Raw genomic sequence first — 17603 nt, forward strand, 5'->3', positions numbered from 1 at the left:
GTAATGATATCAAGTTCCGTAAACTTCCGCTTTCGTAAGCTGCCTGCGAGAGCCCATTCCATCGTCTTCCCGATGGTGCTCTCATTGCTCATGTCCGGCATTGTTTCGACTATTGCCACCCTGAGGGCCATTGGGTTTCAACCCGATATTGTCTTCAAGATCGTGCAGGCCTGGGGACTATCATACGCGTTCGCGCTTCCGACGGCGCTCGCCGTGATGCCGCTTGTCCGCCGGATCGTTGCGACCGTCGTCGAGGCTCCAAGGCAGTGAGGAGCCCACTCAAAGAGGAAAGGTGTCAGGTCTAAGTGGTATAGAAATAGCCCTTCAGGTGGGAGAAGAGCAGGGCTGCGATCTCACCGCATCCATGCAGTCAAGCACGCGCCGTGTACTTGCAACCAAAGAGCAATAGCCCTCTGAGGAAGGCTGCGATCACGATCATGCCCCCTGACTGCTGCAACCAGCGACGAGAACGGCGTGCTCCACTACAAAGCCACGCCAAGGGCTATCGCTGACAAGCCCTTCGACAGTCTTGGACTGACTGTAGACGAATGCAGGTTTCGTCTTCCCCACCAGCTGGCGAAGACAAAGAAAGCCGTGTCCTTATCCCGATGAGTTAGGGGCCTTGGCGCGTTTCGATGTCGGTTTTACGTTAGCACCTGGCATATCGCCCAGCGCGTGCGTCAACACCTTCTTCATCGCACCGGGCAATGCCTCTTCATGCAGCTGCAGACGCGGTGTCCAGCGCATGTCGTGCGGCGCGGGCGTTCCCTTCGGGACCTTGGCGAAGAGCACGGTCAACTCCAGCGGGAAATGCGTGAAGACGTGGCGTACGGTGCCGGGAAGGCGCTGCCAGCGCGCCTCGATGGGCGCGTCCAGCACGGCGCGGGAGGGCTCGTAGGCGGGCTCCCACTCGCTCGTCGGCGGCTCGGCCATGCCCCCGAGGAGGCCCGTCGGCGGGCGGGTGCGCAGAAGAATGGTGTCGTCGGCGCGCAGCACCACGAAGGCAGCGCCTTTCCGCAATTGCCCGGTCTCCTTCTTCTGCTTCTTCGGGAAGGTCTCCTGCAGGCCGGCGGCACGGGCCTGACACGGTTTCATCCAGGGGCAGAGGGCGCAAGCCGGGCGCTTGGGCGTGCAGATGGTGGCGCCGAGATCCATCACCGCTTGCGCGAAATCGCCGGGCCGATCCTCGGGCACCAGCTCCTCCGTCAGTTCACGGATGAGGGGCTTCGCCTTCGGCAGCGGCTCCTCGATCATGAAGAGGCGGGACATGACCCGCTCCACATTGCCATCGACTGCGGCGGCCTTCTGGTTGAAGGCGATGGCCGCCACCGCCGCCGCCGTATAGGCGCCGATGCCTTTGAGCTTCAGGAGTTCGGCCTCCGTCCCCGGAAAAACCCCGCCATGGTTTTCCACAACCGCCTTGGCGCAGGCGTGGAGGTTGCGGGCGCGGGAATAGTAGCCGAGCCCCGCCCAGGCCTGCATGACCGAATCCGTGGGCGCTTCGGCCAGGGCTTCCACTGTGGGAAACCTCTGGAGAAAGTTTAGGTAATAGGGTTTGACGGCAGCGACCGTGGTCTGCTGGAGCATGACCTCCGAAAGCCAGACACGGTAAGGGTTTGAGGCCTCATGAGGCTTCGCGCGCCACGGCAGATCGCGCCGGTGGCGATCGTACCAGTCGAGCAGATCCTGAGGGTCGGGCTTGGTCGCGCTCAAAGCGGGCGTTAACATGTGATGTGGAATACCGGTCCTGCGATCATATTCCAACGCGGCTTTTGGACATTCAACATGAGACGACCGAGGCCCATGGCCCGCCCTCTTGCTCGACCCCTTGCGGAATTTTTGGATGCCTGCCTCTCCCCGAGCTTGGCGGCGCAAGGCTTTGCCACGTCCGACGTCATCATGGCCTGGGGTGATATCGTGGGTGAGCGGCTTGCCGCCTTCACCCAGCCGCTGAAGATCGAATGGAAAAGGAAGGCGCCCCATGCCGATCCGGAATCACGGCCGGAGCCGTCCACCCTCGTGATCCGGGTGGAAAGCGCCTTCGCCTTGGAGCTTCAACACCTGGCGCCCACCATCATCGACCGGGTGAACACCTATTACGGCTGGCGCTGCATCGGGAAACTTGTCCTGAAACAAGGGCCCGTGCGGCGGGTTGAGAAGAAGCGTCCGTCCGCTCCCACCCTCACCCCGGAGGACCAGGAGAAGGTGAACACAGCCATCGGCCCCATCGAGGAGGAAGGCCTGAAGGCCGCACTCGACCGGCTGGGCCAGGCAATAGTCAGCTCCGGTTCACGCACGAAAGCGTGACATGGCGGGCCTTGCCACGGCGCATGTCTCATTCTACCGCAAAGCAGCATCTCTTTAGGAGCCTTACCCTCATGATCACCCGGCGTCAGACGCTTCAGCTTCTCGGGACCGCAGCCGTAACCGCCTATCTCGCCACGAGCCTTCCGGCCTTCGCTCAGAACGTCGCCGTACAGGACCTCGCGGTGCCCGGCCCCCTCGGGGATGTGGCCTTGGGGCCGGAAGACGCCAAGGTGACCATCGTCGAGTACGCCTCGCTCACCTGCTCCCACTGCGCCGCTTTCCACAAGACGACCTGGCCGGAGCTGAAGAAGCGCTACATCGACACAGGCAAGATCCGCTTCATCCTGCGCGAATTCCCGCTCGATCCGCTGGCAACGGCAGGCTTCATGCTGTCTCGCTGCGACGGCAACGACAAATATTACCCGGTCACGGACCTCCTGTTCGAGCAGCAGCGGAACTGGGCTTTTGTGGAAAAGCCCCTGGATTCGCTCCGTCAGCTCATGCGGCAGGCAGGTTTTTCACAGGAAAAATTTGACGCTTGCCTCAAGGACCAGAAACTTTATGACGCAGTCAACGCGGTGAAGAACCGGGGTATGGAGCAATTCAACGTAGACTCCACGCCGACTTTCTTCATCAATGGTCAGCGTCATCCGGGAAGCCTGTCGATCGATGAGATTGAAAAGGTCATCAAACCTCTGCTGGGCGAGTAAGCCCCTTACCCCTCCCTTCGCCAGGTGGGCCGGAAAGGCGCGTCCATGAAGCTGACGCGCCTTCGCATTGCGGGTTTCAAGACCTTCGTCGAGCCTTCCGACTTCCTGATCGAGCCGGGTCTTACCGGCGTGGTCGGGCCGAATGGCTGCGGCAAGTCCAATCTCGTGGAAGCCCTGCGCTGGGTGATGGGAGAGAACTCCCACAAGAACATGCGCGCCACGGGCATGGACGACGTCATCTTCTCCGGCTCAGGCGGCCGTCCGGCCCGTAACTGGGCCGAGGTGATGCTCACCATCGACAATACGGAGCGTACGGCGCCTGCTGCCTTCAACGACAGCGACCTCCTGGAAATCTCGCGCAAGATCGAGCGTGAGGAAGGCTCCACCTATCGGGTCAACGGCAAGGAAGTCCGCGCCCGCGACGTGCAGATCCTGTTCGCGGATGCCGCCACCGGCGCCCGCTCCCCGGCCCTCGTCCGTCAGGGCCAGATCAGCGAAATCATTTCGGCCAAGCCCCAGGCCCGCCGCCGCATTCTCGAAGACGCCGCCGGCATCGCGGGTCTCCATGCCCGCCGCCACGAGGCGGAGCTGCGCCTGAAGGCCGCCGAGGACAACCTCGTCCGCGTCGAGGACGTGATCCGCGCGCTCGAGACCCAGATCGAGAGCCTGAAGCGCCAGGGCCGCCAGGCCTCCCGCTACAAGAACCTCTCCTCCGAGATCCGCCGCCTCGAAGCCCTGATGTACGCCATCAGCTACTCCGATGCGCGGGATCAGGCCGCCACCGCCGAGCGTCAGGTGGCCGAGAACCTCAAGGCCGTCGCGGACCTGACGGAAGACCAGACCAAGACCGCCACGGCCCAGGCCGTCGCCGCCCATGGCCTCCCAGCCCTGCGTCAGGCCGAAGCTGAGGCTGCCGCCGCCTTGCAGCGTCTCACTCACGCCCGCAACGAGCTCGAATCCGAGGAGCGCCGCTCCAAGGAGCGCGTGGTCGAGCTGGAGCGCCATATCGGCGACCTGAACCGCGACATCGCCCGCGAGGCGGCCCAGCGCACGGACGCCGAGGCGACCATCGAGCGCCTCCAGACCGAGGCCGCCGAACTCGCCGAGACCAACGAGGGCGCGGACGATACCCGCGCCGAGAACGAAGAGCGCCTGCATCAGGCCGAGGCGGCCCTGGCCGAGGCCGAAGCAGCACTCAGCGCCCTTCAGGCCCAGACCTCCGACCTCAATGCCCGCCGCGCCGCCCTGGAGCGCGCCGTGCGCGAGGAAATGGACCGCGCCTCCCGCTTCCGCACCGAGAAGGAGCGTCTGGAGCGCGAGATCGAGGCTCTTTCGTCCGCCACTGACAGCGACGGCCCGCCCATCGACGACCTGCGCGAGGAAATGGCGATTGCCGAGGACGCCATGCAGGGCGCGGAAGAGGCGGTGCTCGAGGTCCGCGAAACTCTCGCCCAAGCCCGCGACGCGGAAAGCCGCCTGCGCCAGCCCGTCAGCGAGGCCGAGCGCAAGGCACAGCGGCTTGAGACCGAGGTGCGGACGCTCGCCAAGCTCGTCACCTCCGCCACCGGCGACCTGTGGCCGCCGGCGCTGGACCAGATTACGGTCAAGAAGGGCTATGAGACGGCGCTGGGCGCAGCCCTCGGCGACGATCTCGAAGCATCCACCAATCCCTCCGCCCCGCACCATTGGGCGTTGAGCGGCTCCGGCGAAGGCGATCCTGTCCTGCCGGAAGGCGTGCGCTCGCTCGCTGACCTTGCCCGCGCTCCCGCCGAGATGCAGCGCCGCCTGCGCCAGATCGGTGTGGTGAGCAAGGCCGACGGCCTGCGCCTGCGCGGTATGCTGAAGCCCGGTCAGCGCCTCGTCTCGCAGGAAGGCGACCTGTGGCGTTGGGACGGGTTCACCACCGCGGCCGAGGCTCCCTCGCCCGCCGCCCGCCGTCTGGCGGAGAAGAATCGCTTAGGGGACCTTGAGCGCGAGGCTGCGGAAGCCCGCGAGCAGGCCGAGCAGCTGCGCCTCGAGGCCGAGGCCGCGCTTGAGGCCGTGCGTCAGGCAGCCTCTCGCGAAATGCAGGCCATAGAGACCGCCCGCCAGGCCCGGCAGGCCCTCGATGCCGCCCGTACACGCCTCTCGATTGCCGAGCGCAAGGAAGCTGAGCTGGGCCAGCGCCGCTCCGCGCTTCAGGAGGGTCTCACCCGCCTGTCCGAGAGCGAAGCGGAGGCCCTGGAGCGCGTGCAGGATGCGGAAGGTGCCCTGCAGGAGCTTGCCCCCGCCCCCGATCTCGAAAGCCGCCTTCTCGAAGAGCGCACCCGCGTGGCTGAACGCCGCGCCGCCGCCTCGGAGGCCCGCGCCGCCGTTCAATCCCTGACCCACGAGGCCGAGCTTCGCCGCCGTCGCCAGGAATCGCTCAACGGCGATATCCGCCTGTGGGGCGAGCGCGTCCTTCGCGCCGCCAAGGCTTTCGACGATTTGGGCGAGCGCCTGGAGCGCGCCCAGGACGAGCATCAGCGCCTGCTGGAAGCGCCCGATACCTATCTCCAGCGCCGCCGCGCCATCCTGACCGAGGTCGAGGAGGCGGAGGCCAGGCGCAAGGAAGCCGCCGACCGGCTGGCGGATGCGGAAACGGGGCTTGCCGAGACCGACCGCGCGGCCCGCGCCTCGCTTGAGTCTCTCGCTGCCGCCCGTGAGGCCCGCGCCGGCTCCCAGGCCCGTCATGAGGCTGCCGTGCAGCGCTTGGCCGAGATCACCCGCGCTATCGCGGAGAATCTCGAAACGACGCCTGCCGGCCTCATCGAGATGGCAGGCTTGCGCGAAGTGACCGAATTGCCGCCGCATTCGGAAATCGAGTCGAAGCTCCATTCTCTCAAATCGGACCGGGAGCGTCTCGGCGCCGTGAACCTGCGCGCCGACGAGGAGCTGACGGAGCTCGAAACCAAGTACAACAGCATCACGGGCGAGCGGGACGATCTCGTCGAGGCCATCAAGCGCCTGCGCCAGGCCATCGGCAGCCTCAACCGCGAGGGCCGTGAGCGCCTGCTCGCCGCCTTCGATGTGGTCAATGATCACTTCAAGCGCCTCTTCAGCACCCTCTTCGGTGGCGGCACGGCGGAGCTGACCCTGGTCGATTCGGACGATCCGCTCGAAGCAGGCCTCGAAATCCTGGCCCGCCCGCCCGGCAAGAAGCCCCAGAGCATGACCCTGCTCTCCGGCGGCGAGCAGGCGCTGACGGCCACCGCGCTCATCTTCGCGGTGTTCCTCACGAATCCCTCTCCGATCTGCGTGCTCGACGAGGTGGACGCGCCCCTCGACGACGCCAACGTAGAGCGGTACTGCGCCCTTCTGGAGGAGATGGCGCAGCAGACCGAGACCCGTTTCGTCGTGATTACCCACAACCCGATCACCATGGCCCGCATGAACCGTCTGTTCGGCGTCACCATGGCAGAACGGGGCGTCTCGCAGCTCGTCTCGGTCGACTTGCAGAGTGCCGAGCGCATTCTTGAGGTAGCTTAAGGCTTTCAGCCTTTGCCACGCTTCGGCCTTAAAAACGTGTGCGCTTTCCGCCCAGACGCGCACAAAACATCACTTATCTCAATAATATCATATATTTAGATGTTTTCAGACTATCCTTGACAGGGGGGCACCCCGCTCATATGTTGCGCGCGGCTTTCGGGGCTGGGCTTTCAAGCATTTTCCCGTAACGCTTTTCAGGAGATCGCAATGGCGGGCCCTAACGAGCGCAACGGTGTGAATGAGCGGAAACCGGACGATACCGATAATGCCGACCTATCTGCGAGGCTGAAATCACTCGATGTCCGGATCTCCCAAGCATCCGCGCATCGGACTGAGTCTGAGCCTCGCACTCGTCAGACTTCGGATTCCAAAGCAATGGGCCAAGCCTTCAGGCTATCGGCCGAATTCGTTGCGGGAGTCGCGGCAGGCGGGATCATCGGTTGGCTTGTCGATTATTTTGCCGGGACTTCCCCTTGGGGCCTGATCGTTTGTCTCATACTCGGCTTCTGCGCTGGCATGCTCAACCTCATGCGGGCAGCCGGGCTGGCCAAACCAGCCAAGTATGACGAGAAGCGTTGACAAACGCCCGAATTTCGATAGCCGAACGACAGTGAACAACAGCGAGATTTGAGAGCGGAACATGGCGAGCCCGATCGAACAATTCCAGATCAAGCCTATCATTCCGGCTATCAGCTTCACCAATTCGTCGCTGTTCATGATCGGCGCCGCAGCCGTGATCGTAGGCGGCTTCATTCTGGCGACCCGCAAGCGTGCGCTCGTTCCGGGCCGCGGCCAGTCGATTGCCGAAGTGCTGCACGATTTCGTCGCCGGCACTCTCACGGACGCGACGGGCAAGGAGGGAATGAAATTCTTCCCTCTCGTCTTCTCACTTTTCATGTTCGTCTTTACGGCGAACCTTCTCGGCATGATCCCGGGCTTCTTCACGGTCACGAGCCACGTCATCGTCACCTTCGCGCTGGCCCTGCTCGTGATCGGCACCGTCGTGGTCTACGGTATCATCAAGCACGGAACACACTTCTTCGGCCTCTTCGTGCCGTCGGGAGTACCGGTCTGGCTTCTGCCCTTCATTGTGGTCATCGAGGTCATCTCGTTCTTGTCTCGCCCGATTTCGCTGTCCCTGCGTCTGTTTGCGAACATGCTCGCGGGACACATCGCATTGAAGGTTTTCGGCGGCTTCGTCGCGGCGCTCCTGGGCGCCGGTGGAGCCCTGACGCTTCTCGCTCCGCTACCGCTCATCATGGCGGTTGCTCTCATGGCGCTCGAATTCCTCGTCGCCGCTCTGCAGGCCTACGTCTTCACGGTGTTGACCTGCATCTACCTTAACGATGCGCTGCACCCGGGCCACTAGGTCTGCGCTCTCGTTACTTCCCTTCCTCCCCTCCCGATCACAGCACTACTCAAGGAGTTCACAATGGATCCGATTGCTTTCAAGTACCTCGGCGCGGGCCTCGCCTGCATTGGCATGGGTCTCGCCGCCATGGGCGTCGGCAACATCTTCGGCAACTTCCTGTCGGGCGCTCTGCGCAACCCGTCGGCTGCTGACGGCCAGTTCGCCCGCGCGTTCATCGGCGCGGCGCTCGCGGAAGGTCTCGGCATCTTCTGCCTCGTCGTCGCTCTCGTTCTGCTCTTCACCTAATTCCAAGACGGTGATCGGGAGGTCGAGGCGTCTTAAGCGCTTCGCCTCGACAAGGGTGACGGCGGAAATCCGCCGTCACCCTTGTTTCTACTCCATCCTGCTGAGATGGCCTTCCAGGTCTCCTGGCATGATATGAACGCGCAGGAGAAGGTGCTCTCAGTTCGCCCGAACGGCACAATCTCGAAAGAATTTTCAGGCTTCTAGGATCTGCTCCATGGCTCAGGCTCAAACGACCCATGCCACAACTGAAGCGCACGGTGGCGCTCACGAGGATGTCGGCTTTCCGCCCTTCGAGACGGAAACCTACGCCGGACAGCTCCTCTGGCTCGTGATCACCTTCGGGGTGCTCTACATCTTGATTTCCAAGCTAGTCCTGCCTCGCCTGACCGGCATCATCGAGAACCGGCGCTCCATCATCGCGAGCGATCTTGACGAGGCCGCCGCGATGAAGACCCGCGCCGAAGAGGCCGGAGCAGCCTACGAAAAGGCCCTCGCCGAGGCCAAGGGCCGTGCTCAGGCTCTCGCTCGGGAAACCCGTGCCAAGCTGGCATCCGAGAGCGACGCCAAGCGCAAGGCTCTCGAAGCCGATCTCAACAAGCGTCTTGCCGAGTCCGAGGCCACCATCACGGCCCGCAAGACGGAGGCCATGGGCCATGTGCACGGCATCGCGCGCGACACGGCTAGCGCCATCATCGAGCGCCTGACCGGCAAGGCTCCGGCCCCGCAGACGGTCGAGGCCGCCCTCGACCAGACCAACGCCTGATCAGGAGGCCCCCATGAGCCATTTGTTCGCCGACGCCGAATTCTGGGTTGCCGTTGCCTTTGTCATCTTCTGGGGCATCCTGTTCTATTACGGCGTGCCCGGAAAAGTGCTGGGCCAGCTCGATTCCCGTGGCAAGCGCATCGCCGATGAGCTCGCCGAGGCCAAGCGCCTGCGCATGGAAGCCGAGAAGCTCCTGAAGGAATTCGAGGCCAAGCGTGCCGCCGCTGAACGCGAGGCCGCCGAGATCGTCTCCAATGCCAAGGACGAGGCCGAGCGCCTCGCCAGCGAAGCCCAGGAGAAGATGGCCGATTTCGTGAAGCGCCGCACCGCTTCCGGCGAGGCGAAGATCGCACAGGCCGAGGCTCAGGCCTCCGCCGAGGTCCGCGCCGCCGCCGTCGACGCCGCCATCAAGGCCTCCGAGCGCGTGCTGCGCCAGGAGATCACGGGCAACACCGCCTCCTCGCTGGTGAGCCAGGGTCTCAGCGACGTGCGGGCGAAGCTGCAGTAAGGGCTGCGGACATCGTCAACGATTTCAAAAAGGCCGCCTTCGAGAAGGCGGCCTTTTTGCTTAAGAGGTCTTCATGCTGCTGATTTTCGATTGCGACGGCGTGCTGGTCGATTCGGAGCCGCTCGCCTGCCAGGTGGATGTCGATGTTCTGGGCGATCTCGGCCTGCATTACACCGCCGACGAGATCGCGCGGCAGTTCGTCGGCAAGAGCATGAAGGACATGATCGCCCGCATCGAAGTCGATCATGGGCGGGCACTGCCCAGCGATTTCGCTGAGCGGATCAACCGCGCACTCTTCGCGCGCTTCGAGACAGATCTGAAGCCGATTGCAGGCGTGCGTGAGGCTATTCTTTCCCTCCCCCATCCGCGTTGCGTCGCCTCCTCGTCCGTGCCCGAGCGAATCGCTCTTTCCCTGCGCGTGACGGGGCTGGCCGATCTGTTCGGCAACATCTTCAGCGCGACACAGGTCGCGCGCGGGAAGCCTGCGCCGGATCTGTTTCTGTTCGCGTCCGAACGGATGGGCGCGCATCCGGATGACTGCCTCGTCATTGAGGATTCGCCAGCCGGCGTCCAGGCAGCTGTTGCGGCAGGCATGCGCGTGATCGGCTTCACCGGCGGTGGGCATTGCGGACCGGGCCATGCCGGGACGCTGCGGCAGGCTGGTGCTTCGGTCGTGATCGAGCGGATGGCGGAATTGTCGGAAGCAACTCACTAGTAGGTCAGCCTGCACCTCGCTGCCATTCCTCTACTCACCACTAATAATAAAACCTTGAAAAGAATTTATCCCTTTCTTTTGCAACGATATAAATTGAAATTGAGCTAGGTAGACGGCCACTGGGTAGAAGTCATATCATGAGCAGATATACCGGTTTTGTAATCTTCCTTGTGCTGACCTCCTCCTGGACTTCGGTCGCCGCAGAAGAACGCCATAGGATCTGCGGGAAGTCACTCACTTCATTGGAGCGAATTCTTGAAGAAATCGAGCGTCAGCCTGGAATAGAGCGCCAACCCAATAACCAAAACATTGATGTCCTCATCGACAAGCGCAACCTGATCATCTGGAACTTCTATCGCGATCCACACCCAGCGGCTCCGACAGTCGTCTGCACACGAACTGTGCAGGGAGCGGACAAGAGCTGGAGTAAAGTTCACCGCATCATGTGTGGTGCAGCCAAACCAATCTGCGATGCGTTGAAAGCGAGCTATGATGAACTCGACAGGAATATGAGACGGACGCTTGAGGGTCAGTGACATAAACCAAATCGCGGCCTGAGCTCTTTAGCCTTTGAGAGTGGCAACGCAAGGCACAAAAAAAGCAGCGCTACGGATGCAGCGCTGCTCTTCTACTTCGGGAAGAGATGAGGACCGCCCCTCTCCCACAGAGGGAAGAGGGTTGTTGCGGTCCTTACTCGGCCGCTTCGGCCACCGGTGACGGCGGGGTCCATTTGAGGACCGGGTTGCGCGCGGCCCGTGTCTCGTCGAGGCGGCGGCGTGGGGCGTGGTAGGGAGCGCCGGTGAAGCGCTCCTTGTCGCCGTTCTTCGCGGCCATGGCGAGGTCGCGCAGGGTCGCGATGAAGAGGTCGAGGGACGACTTCGATTCGGATTCCGTCGGCTCGATCAGCATCGCGCCATGCACCACCAGCGGGAAGTACATGGTCATCGGGTGATAGCCCTCGTCGATCATGGCTTTCGCCACGTCGAGGGTGGTCACGCCCGTGTCCTTCAGCCACGCATCGTCAAACAGCACCTCGTGCATGCACGGCTTGTCGCCGAAGGGCAGCGACATGAGGTCCGAGAGACCCGCGCGGATGTAGTTGGCGTTGAGCACGGCGTCTTCGGATGCCTGCTTCATGCCGTCCGAGCCATGCGAGAGCATGTAGGACAGAGCGCGCACATACATGCCCATCTGGCCGTGGAAGGCGGTCATGCGGCCAAAGGGTTTCTCGGCGGCATCGGCTTCCTGCTCAACCAGCTCGAAACCATTCTTGCCCACGCGCACGAAAGGAACCGGCGCGAAAGGCGCAAGGCGCTCGGAGAGCACCACCGGGCCGGAGCCGGGGCCGCCGCCGCCGTGGGGCGTGGAGAAGGTCTTGTGCAGGTTGATGTGCATGGCGTCGACGCCGAGATCGCCCGGCTTCGCCTTGCCCACGATGGCGTTGAAGTTCGCGCCGTCGCAATAGAAGTAAGCGCCTGCATCGTGGATCGCCTTGGCAATCTCCACGACCTGCGGCTCGAAAAGACCGCAGGTGTTGGGGTTCGTGAGCATGATCGCGGCCACATCCGGACCGAGACGCTCCTTCACGTCCTCCACATGCACGAAGCCGTCCTCGCGGGCCGGAACCGGCTTTACGATGAAGCCGATGAGGGCTGCGGTCGCCGGGTTCGTGCCGTGCGCGGAATCGGGCACAAGCACCACATTGCGGGTCTTACCCTCGCCCTTGGCTTCGATGGCGGCCTTGATCGCCATCATGCCGCAAAGCTCGCCATGCGCGCCGGCCTTCGGCGAGAGCGCGACGGAGGTCATGTTGGTGAGCGTGACGAGATAGCGGCCGAGCTCGTTCATCAGCTCCAGCGCACCTTGCACGGTGGAAATCGGCTGCAGCGGATGCACATCCGAGAAGCCCGGCAGGCGGGCCATGCGCTCATTGAGACGCGCATTGTGCTTCATGGTGCAGGAGCCGAGCGGGAACAGGCCCGTATCGATGCCGTAGTTTTGCTGCGACAGGCGCACGTAGTGGCGCATGGTCTCGGGCTCGGAGAGACCGGGAAGGCCGATGGCCTCCTTGCGCTCCAGCCCGCCGAGGCGCGGCTTGAAATCCTCCGGCTCGTCGATGTCGACGCCGGTCGTGTCGTAGCGGCCGATCTCGAACAGCAGCGGCTCGACCTGCGCCAGCGCCTTGTTGCCGGTGAAGGTCGGATGCGCATTGGTGCCGGCTTCACCGGCGCTGGTGGGACGTCCCTGGCGGTTCAACATCACAGAACCTCCTTCAAGGCGGCGACAAAGGCCGCGCGATCATCATCGGTGTTCACTTCGGTGGAGGCCACCAGAAGCAGGTTGTCGAGTCCAGCACCCGGCAGCAGACGCGAGGCGGGAACGCCCGCGAGCACGCCCTTCTTGGCGAGAGCCTCGACCACTTCAGCGGCGGGCTTCGACAGCTTCACGGTGAACTCGTTGAAGAAGGTCTTGTTGAGAACCTCGACGCCCTTCACGCCTGCCAATTGATCGGCAAGCTTGATCGCATTCGCATGATTCACGCGGGCGAGGCGCTTCAATCCGGTCTCGCCCAGCAATGTCATGTGAATGGTGAAGGCGAGCGCACAGAGGCCTGAATTGGTGCAGATATTCGAAGTCGCCTTGTCGCGGCGGATATGCTGCTCGCGCGTCGAGAGCGTGAGCACGAAGCCGCGGCTTCCGTCCGCATCCACGGTCTCGCCGCAGAGACGGCCCGGCATCTGACGCATGAATTTCGACTGCGTCGCGAAGAGGCCCACATAAGGACCGCCGAAGGTCAGCGCATTGCCGATGGATTGGCCTTCGCCGACGACGATGTCTGCGCCCTGGCTGCCGGGCGACGCGACGAGGCCGAGCGACACGACTTCGGTGAAGACCGCGATCAGCAGCGCGCCGTGCTTGTGCGCCTTTTCGGCAATGGGTTTAAGGTCGCGCACATTGCCGAACACGTCCGGCGACTGCACGACGACGCAGGACGTGGTGTCGTCGATCTGCGAGAGAATGTCCTCGGAGCCCGCGACATCCGGTTTCATGATGACAAGCTCGTCGCTCGCCATATCGGAGAGCGTGCGCACCACCTCAGTGTAATGCGGATGCAGGCCGCCGGAGAGCACGGCCTTGCGGCGCTTGGTGACGCGATGCGCCATGAGCACCGCTTCACCCGTGCCGGTGGAGCCGTCATACATGGAGGCGTTCGCCACCTCCATGCCGGTGAGCGCAGCAACCTGCGTCTGGAACTCGAACAGATATTGCAGCGTGCCTTGAGCGATTTCCGGCTGATACGGCGTGTAGCTCGTCAGAAACTCCGAGCGCTGGATCAGGTGATCGACGGTCGCCGGCACATGATGCTTGTAGGCGCCCGCGCCCACGAAGAACGGCACGGAGGACGCCGACACGTTTTTCGAGGACATGCGAGAGAGGATGCGCTCCACCTCCAGCTCGCCCTTACGGCGCGGCAGGTCCACCGGCTCTTTCAAAAGCAGGTTCTTCGGCACATCGGCGAACAGCTCGTCCACCGTTTTGACGCCGATGCGCGCGAGCATTTCGCCGCGGTCGGTGTCGGAAAGAGGCAAATAACGCATCGGCTAAAAACCTTGGTTTGGTTAGTGCGAGGGGATGCCCTTCACGACAATCTCCGTGAGCACGGAATTGGCGATGAAGCATTCCTTGTGAGCGAGGTGATGCATGTCGGCGATCTGCTCCGGCGTCGGGCGCTTCTCGCCGGAGAATTCGATGGCCGGATCGAGCGTGACCTTCGAGACGAAGAGCTTGCCATTCTCGTTCGGCGTCATGACGCCTACCGCCATGTCTTCATAAAGATCGACGACGAAGCGTTTCTTCGCGGCGATGCCGAGAAAGGTGAGCATGTGGCAGCTGGAGATCGCCGCCACAAAAGCCTCTTCGGGATCGACGGCATCCTCACGCGAGAGCGGCAACGGCACGACGGAGGGCGACGACGATCCCGGCACCGTGATGCCGCCGTCGAACGACCATTGGTGGCCACGGCTGTATTTGTTGTCGGAGAAGGCTTCGCCCTCCCCGCGCTTCCAAACCACACTGGCCGTGTATTCGTGTGCCATTGCCCTGTCGTTCTTTAAGAAATCGACTTCACGAATTCCTGGTACTGCTCCTCGGTCAGAAGACCATCGAGCTCGCTCGGATTCGTGAGACGGATCTTCAGGAACCAGCCGCGACCGGCGGGATCTTCGTTGACGGTGCCGGGGGCGGCTTCGAGATCGCTGTTGACCTCGAGCACTTCGCCGGAGACCGGAGCATAAACTTCGCTCGCTGCCTTCACGCTTTCGACGACGGCGGCTTCAGCGCCTTTTGCCAGCGACTTGCCGACGCTCGGCAGTTCGACGAACACGACGTCGCCGAGCTGGCTCTGAGCGTAATCGGAAATACCGACGATGCCGGCATCGCCTTCGACGCGGATGTATTCGTGATCTTTGGTGTAGCGCGTGGTCATGGTGGTTCCCTCTTAGTTTTAGCGCTTGTAGCGATGCGGAGCGAAAGGCATGGCCGCGACCTTGGCCGGCAGCGGCTTGCCGCGAACGATGAGATGGAGATCGGTGCCCACAGCGGACACGTCCTTCGAGACATAGCCCATGGCGACCGGACCGTTGACGGTGGGGCCGAAGCCGCCCGAGGTCACGATGCCGACCTCGCGCCCGTCAGGAGTGGTGATGATGGCACCTTCGCGCGCCGGAGCGCGGCCTTCCGGCTGAATGCCGACGCGCACGCGGGAAGCGCCGTCCTTGATCTCGCGCTGAACGCGCTCGGCACCGGGGAAGCCCCCCTCCTCGCGGCGGCGCTTCTGGATCGACCAGATCAGGCCCGCCTCGATGGGCGACGTGGTGGTGTCGATGTCGTGGCCGTAGAGGCAAAGCCCGGCTTCGAGACGCAGCGAATCACGCGCACCAAGGCCGATGGCCTTCACTTCCGGATTTTCGAGCAGCTTGTTCCAGAGCTTCGGCGCATCCTCGGCGTGGCAGGAAATCTCGTAGCCGTCCTCCCCTGTGTAGCCGGAGCGGGAGATGTGGCACCAGATGCCGTCGATCTGCACGTCGGCGGACATCATGAAGGCAAGGCTTGCAGCCTCCGGCGCAAGCTTGGCGAGCACGGCCTCGGCGGACGGGCCCTGCAGCGCCATGAGGCCGAGCCCGTCCTTGCGGTTCAGGCTCACGCCATTCGGCAGGCGCGCCTGGATATGCGCGTAATCCTGCTCCTTCATGGAAGCGTTCACGACGAGATAGAGCCAGCCCTCGTGGCCGGGCGCACCGACACGGGTGACCATGAGATCGTCGAGGATGCCGCCATCCTGGCTAAGCAGCTGCGAATAGCGTTGCTGGTTGGGCTTCAGGTTCAGCACATCGGCGGGGATCAGCGCCTCGATGGCCTTCGCCACAGTCTCATGGCTCTTGTCCTCGGCAACGAGGAAGGCCTGGCCCATATGGGAGACGTCGAACAAGCCCGCATGCTCGCGGGTCCAGTTGTGCTCGGTCATGATGCCGGTGGGATACTGCACCGGCATGTCGTAGCCGGCGAATGGCACCATGCGGGCGCCAAGCGCCACGTGCTGGGCGTGAAGCGGGGTTTGCAGAAGCGGCTGGTCGCTATGCGCTGTCTCGGCCATCAGGTTCCCTCAAAGGTGCGCGTTTCATCGGGCCTTGCGGCCCGTTTCCTTGCGCCCCCTCTGTCACGAGACCTGAGAGATTTCCCCTTGCGCCTGAACGCTCGGGTTACGCCCGTCGGTGGGCGACGTTTTAGCGTCGCCGCTTTCCAGAGTGCCAGCTCCCACGCGGTCCTTTTGCCTGAGCGTTTCCGGGGCGGTTGCGCCTTCGGCGCCGGGCTCGTAGCCCGGTCTCTTCCGCGGGGATCATCGGCTGCCCTTAGCTCTGAAGAGGAAAACCAATCCTGTCAACAAAGCAGGCTGCCGCATTCGTCATCTCCCCGCTTTAATTGACGGCGGGCCTCGGACACTCCATGTTAGGACCATCATCCACAGAAGGGGAGAACGCGGCCTGAACCGGTCGGCTGCTCCTGGCACCGTTGTTCGAACTGGTCATCGTTATCGCTCTCGTCGCCTTGAATGGCGTCTTCGCTCTCTCTGAACTTGCCATCGTTTCCGCCCGACGCCCACGCCTGAAGGCCATGGCCGAACAAGGCCGCACCGGGGCCAATGTCGCCCTTGCCCTTATGGAGGATTCGGGCCGCTTCCTCTCCACCGTCCAGATCGGCATCACCCTCGTCGGCATTCTGGCGGGCGCCTTCTCCGGCGCGGCTTTGGGCGACAGGCTCACGCAGATCCTCCTCGCCCAAGGCGTGCCCGCAGGCGCGGCGGAGCCGCTCGGCTTCGGCATCGTCATCGGCATCATCACCTACCTGTCCATCGTCATCGGCGAGCTGGTGCCAAAGCAGTTGGCCCTGCGCAATCCCGAAGGCATCGCCTGCGCCGTCGCTCCGATGATGCTGGTGCTCTCCAAGGCCGCGGCCCCCGCCGTGTGGCTGCTCAACGCCTCCACGCGCTTCATCTTCGGCCTTTTCGGTTCATCATCCGACGACAGCTCGACCGTGACGGAAGAGGAGATCAAGCACCTCGTCGGCGAGGCCGAGAGCGCGGGCGTGATCGAGGAGCAGGAACGGCGCATGATCTCCGGCGTCCTGCGCCTGGGCGACCGCACGGTCCGGGGCCTCATGACGCCTCGCACGGACGTGGACTGGATCGACCTGTCGGACGACCCTGAGACGATCCGCGCGCTGCTGATCGAGACGCCCCATTCCCGCCTGCCCGTCAGCGACGGCAAGCCTGACAATATGATCGGCGTGGTGCAGTCCCGCGAGCTCCTGGCGGCCCTGCTGGCGGGCGAGGCGCTCGACCTCCGCGCCTATATCCAGCAGGCCCCGGTGATCCCGGATACGCTCTACGCCCTCGACGCCCTCGCGACCTTGCGCGATGCGGAGGTGCCGATGGCCCTCGTCCATGACGAGTACGGACATTTCGAAGGTGTCGTGACCCCCGCCGACGCGCTGGAAGCCATCGTCGGCGCCTTCCGTTCGGATACGGAGGCTCCCGAGCCGGACGCCATCCGCCGAGAGGACGGCTCCTGGCTGCTCGCGGGCTCCATGCCCGTCGATGAAATGGCCGAGATCCTGGGCGTTCCGCTTCCCGATGGGCGCAGCTACCACACGGTCGGCGGCCTCGTGATCAGCGAGTTGCAGCGCCTTCCCAGCACGGGCGAGCATGTGGACACGCTCGGCTGGCGCTTCGAGGTCGTCGACCTGGACGAGCGCCGCATCGACAAGGTGCTGGCGATTCCGTTGACCCAGCGGGCCGGTGCGGCAGCCCTGCTCTAAAAGAAACAGTTTCCGAAACAATGAAAGCCGGCTCCACCCAAATGGAGCCGGCTTTCCTCATT

Annotated in this window: 18 protein-coding genes and 1 riboswitch; of the genes, 12 read left to right on the top strand and 6 right to left on the bottom strand. The window is 63.5% G+C overall.

Annotated elements, in window-relative coordinates; translation table 11 throughout:
* Positions 1–3 precede the first annotated feature (3 nt).
* A complete protein-coding gene (locus tag AB4Y85_RS06765; RefSeq protein ID WP_441984109.1) occupies positions 4–270 on the top strand; it encodes a DUF2798 domain-containing protein in 267 nt (88 codons plus the stop codon).
* A 330-nt stretch (positions 271–600) separates the two neighbouring features.
* Here AB4Y85_RS06765 and mutY read toward each other — a convergent pair whose 3' ends face one another.
* Entirely contained in the window at positions 601–1728 is a 1128-nt protein-coding gene (mutY, locus tag AB4Y85_RS06770) for an A/G-specific adenine glycosylase (RefSeq protein WP_441984110.1), read from the bottom strand.
* A 75-nt stretch (positions 1729–1803) separates the two neighbouring features.
* Between mutY and AB4Y85_RS06775 the strand changes: the two genes are divergently transcribed.
* From AB4Y85_RS06775 to AB4Y85_RS06820, 10 genes are all read left to right on the top strand, one after another.
* Entirely contained in the window at positions 1804–2307 is a 504-nt protein-coding gene (locus AB4Y85_RS06775) for a DUF721 domain-containing protein (RefSeq protein WP_441984111.1), read from the top strand.
* A 71-nt stretch (positions 2308–2378) separates the two neighbouring features.
* Complete coding sequence (locus tag AB4Y85_RS06780) at positions 2379–3017, top strand: DsbA family protein (RefSeq protein ID WP_441984112.1); 639 nt, start codon at positions 2379–2381, stop codon at positions 3015–3017.
* 45 nt (positions 3018–3062) lie between these two features.
* Positions 3063–6524: a chromosome segregation SMC family protein gene (locus AB4Y85_RS06785; RefSeq protein ID WP_441984113.1), complete on the top strand. Its 3462-nt coding sequence runs from the start codon at positions 3063–3065 to the stop codon at positions 6522–6524.
* Positions 6525–6731: 207 nt separating this feature from the next.
* Positions 6732–7103 (top strand): AtpZ/AtpI family protein, encoded by a 372-nt coding sequence (locus tag AB4Y85_RS06790; protein WP_441984114.1) that lies wholly within the window; start codon positions 6732–6734, stop codon positions 7101–7103.
* Between the two features lie 61 nt (positions 7104–7164).
* Positions 7165–7893, top strand: a complete 729-nt coding sequence (locus tag AB4Y85_RS06795) for a F0F1 ATP synthase subunit A (protein ID WP_441984115.1) — start codon at positions 7165–7167, stop codon at positions 7891–7893.
* 63 nt (positions 7894–7956) lie between these two features.
* Positions 7957–8181, top strand: coding sequence for a F0F1 ATP synthase subunit C (locus tag AB4Y85_RS06800; protein WP_099508815.1), 225 nt, complete (start codon positions 7957–7959; stop codon positions 8179–8181).
* Positions 8182–8395: 214 nt separating this feature from the next.
* Positions 8396–8944, top strand: a complete 549-nt coding sequence (locus tag AB4Y85_RS06805) for a F0F1 ATP synthase subunit B family protein (RefSeq protein WP_441984116.1) — start codon at positions 8396–8398, stop codon at positions 8942–8944.
* Positions 8945–8957: 13 nt separating this feature from the next.
* Positions 8958–9452, top strand: coding sequence for a F0F1 ATP synthase subunit B family protein (locus AB4Y85_RS06810; protein ID WP_441984117.1), 495 nt, complete (start codon positions 8958–8960; stop codon positions 9450–9452).
* Between the two features lie 73 nt (positions 9453–9525).
* Positions 9526–10167 carry an HAD family hydrolase gene (locus AB4Y85_RS06815; RefSeq protein WP_441984118.1) on the top strand — a complete coding sequence of 214 codons (642 nt, stop codon included), beginning with the start codon at positions 9526–9528 and terminating at the stop codon, positions 10165–10167.
* A gap of 137 nt (positions 10168–10304) precedes the next feature.
* Positions 10305–10703, top strand: coding sequence for a hypothetical protein (locus AB4Y85_RS06820; RefSeq protein ID WP_441984119.1), 399 nt, complete (start codon positions 10305–10307; stop codon positions 10701–10703).
* Positions 10704–10857: 154 nt separating this feature from the next.
* On the opposite strand, the gene gcvPB is transcribed toward AB4Y85_RS06820, so the two are convergent.
* From gcvPB to gcvT, 5 genes are read right to left on the bottom strand one after another with little or no spacing between them, the layout of a single operon-like run.
* The gene (gene gcvPB / locus AB4Y85_RS06825; protein ID WP_441984120.1) at positions 10858–12426 is read right to left on the bottom strand and encodes an aminomethyl-transferring glycine dehydrogenase subunit GcvPB; all 1569 of its coding nucleotides are present in this window, start codon (positions 12424–12426) and stop codon (positions 10858–10860) included.
* Positions 12426–13766, bottom strand: a complete 1341-nt coding sequence (gcvPA, locus tag AB4Y85_RS06830; protein WP_441984121.1) for an aminomethyl-transferring glycine dehydrogenase subunit GcvPA — start codon at positions 13764–13766, stop codon at positions 12426–12428. The genes gcvPB and gcvPA overlap by 1 nt, the downstream gene beginning before the upstream one ends.
* A gap of 21 nt (positions 13767–13787) precedes the next feature.
* A complete protein-coding gene (locus AB4Y85_RS06835) occupies positions 13788–14264 on the bottom strand; it encodes an OsmC family protein (protein WP_441984122.1) in 477 nt (158 codons plus the stop codon).
* A 14-nt stretch (positions 14265–14278) separates the two neighbouring features.
* A complete protein-coding gene (gene gcvH, locus AB4Y85_RS06840; protein ID WP_441984123.1) occupies positions 14279–14653 on the bottom strand; it encodes a glycine cleavage system protein GcvH in 375 nt (124 codons plus the stop codon).
* A gap of 18 nt (positions 14654–14671) precedes the next feature.
* On the bottom strand, positions 14672–15820 hold the full coding sequence (gcvT, locus tag AB4Y85_RS06845; protein ID WP_441984124.1) for a glycine cleavage system aminomethyltransferase GcvT: 1149 nt from the start codon (positions 15818–15820) through the stop codon (positions 14672–14674).
* A gap of 156 nt (positions 15821–15976) precedes the next feature.
* Positions 15977–16067, bottom strand: a riboswitch (glycine riboswitch).
* Positions 16068–16236: 169 nt separating this feature from the next.
* Here gcvT and AB4Y85_RS06850 point away from each other — a divergent pair.
* Positions 16237–17541: a hemolysin family protein gene (locus AB4Y85_RS06850; protein WP_441984125.1), complete on the top strand. Its 1305-nt coding sequence runs from the start codon at positions 16237–16239 to the stop codon at positions 17539–17541.
* Positions 17542–17603 lie beyond the last annotated feature (62 nt).

The sequence above is a fragment of the Microvirga sp. 2YAF29 genome (genome assembly GCF_052114605.1).
Taxonomy (GTDB): domain Bacteria; phylum Pseudomonadota; class Alphaproteobacteria; order Rhizobiales; family Beijerinckiaceae; genus Microvirga.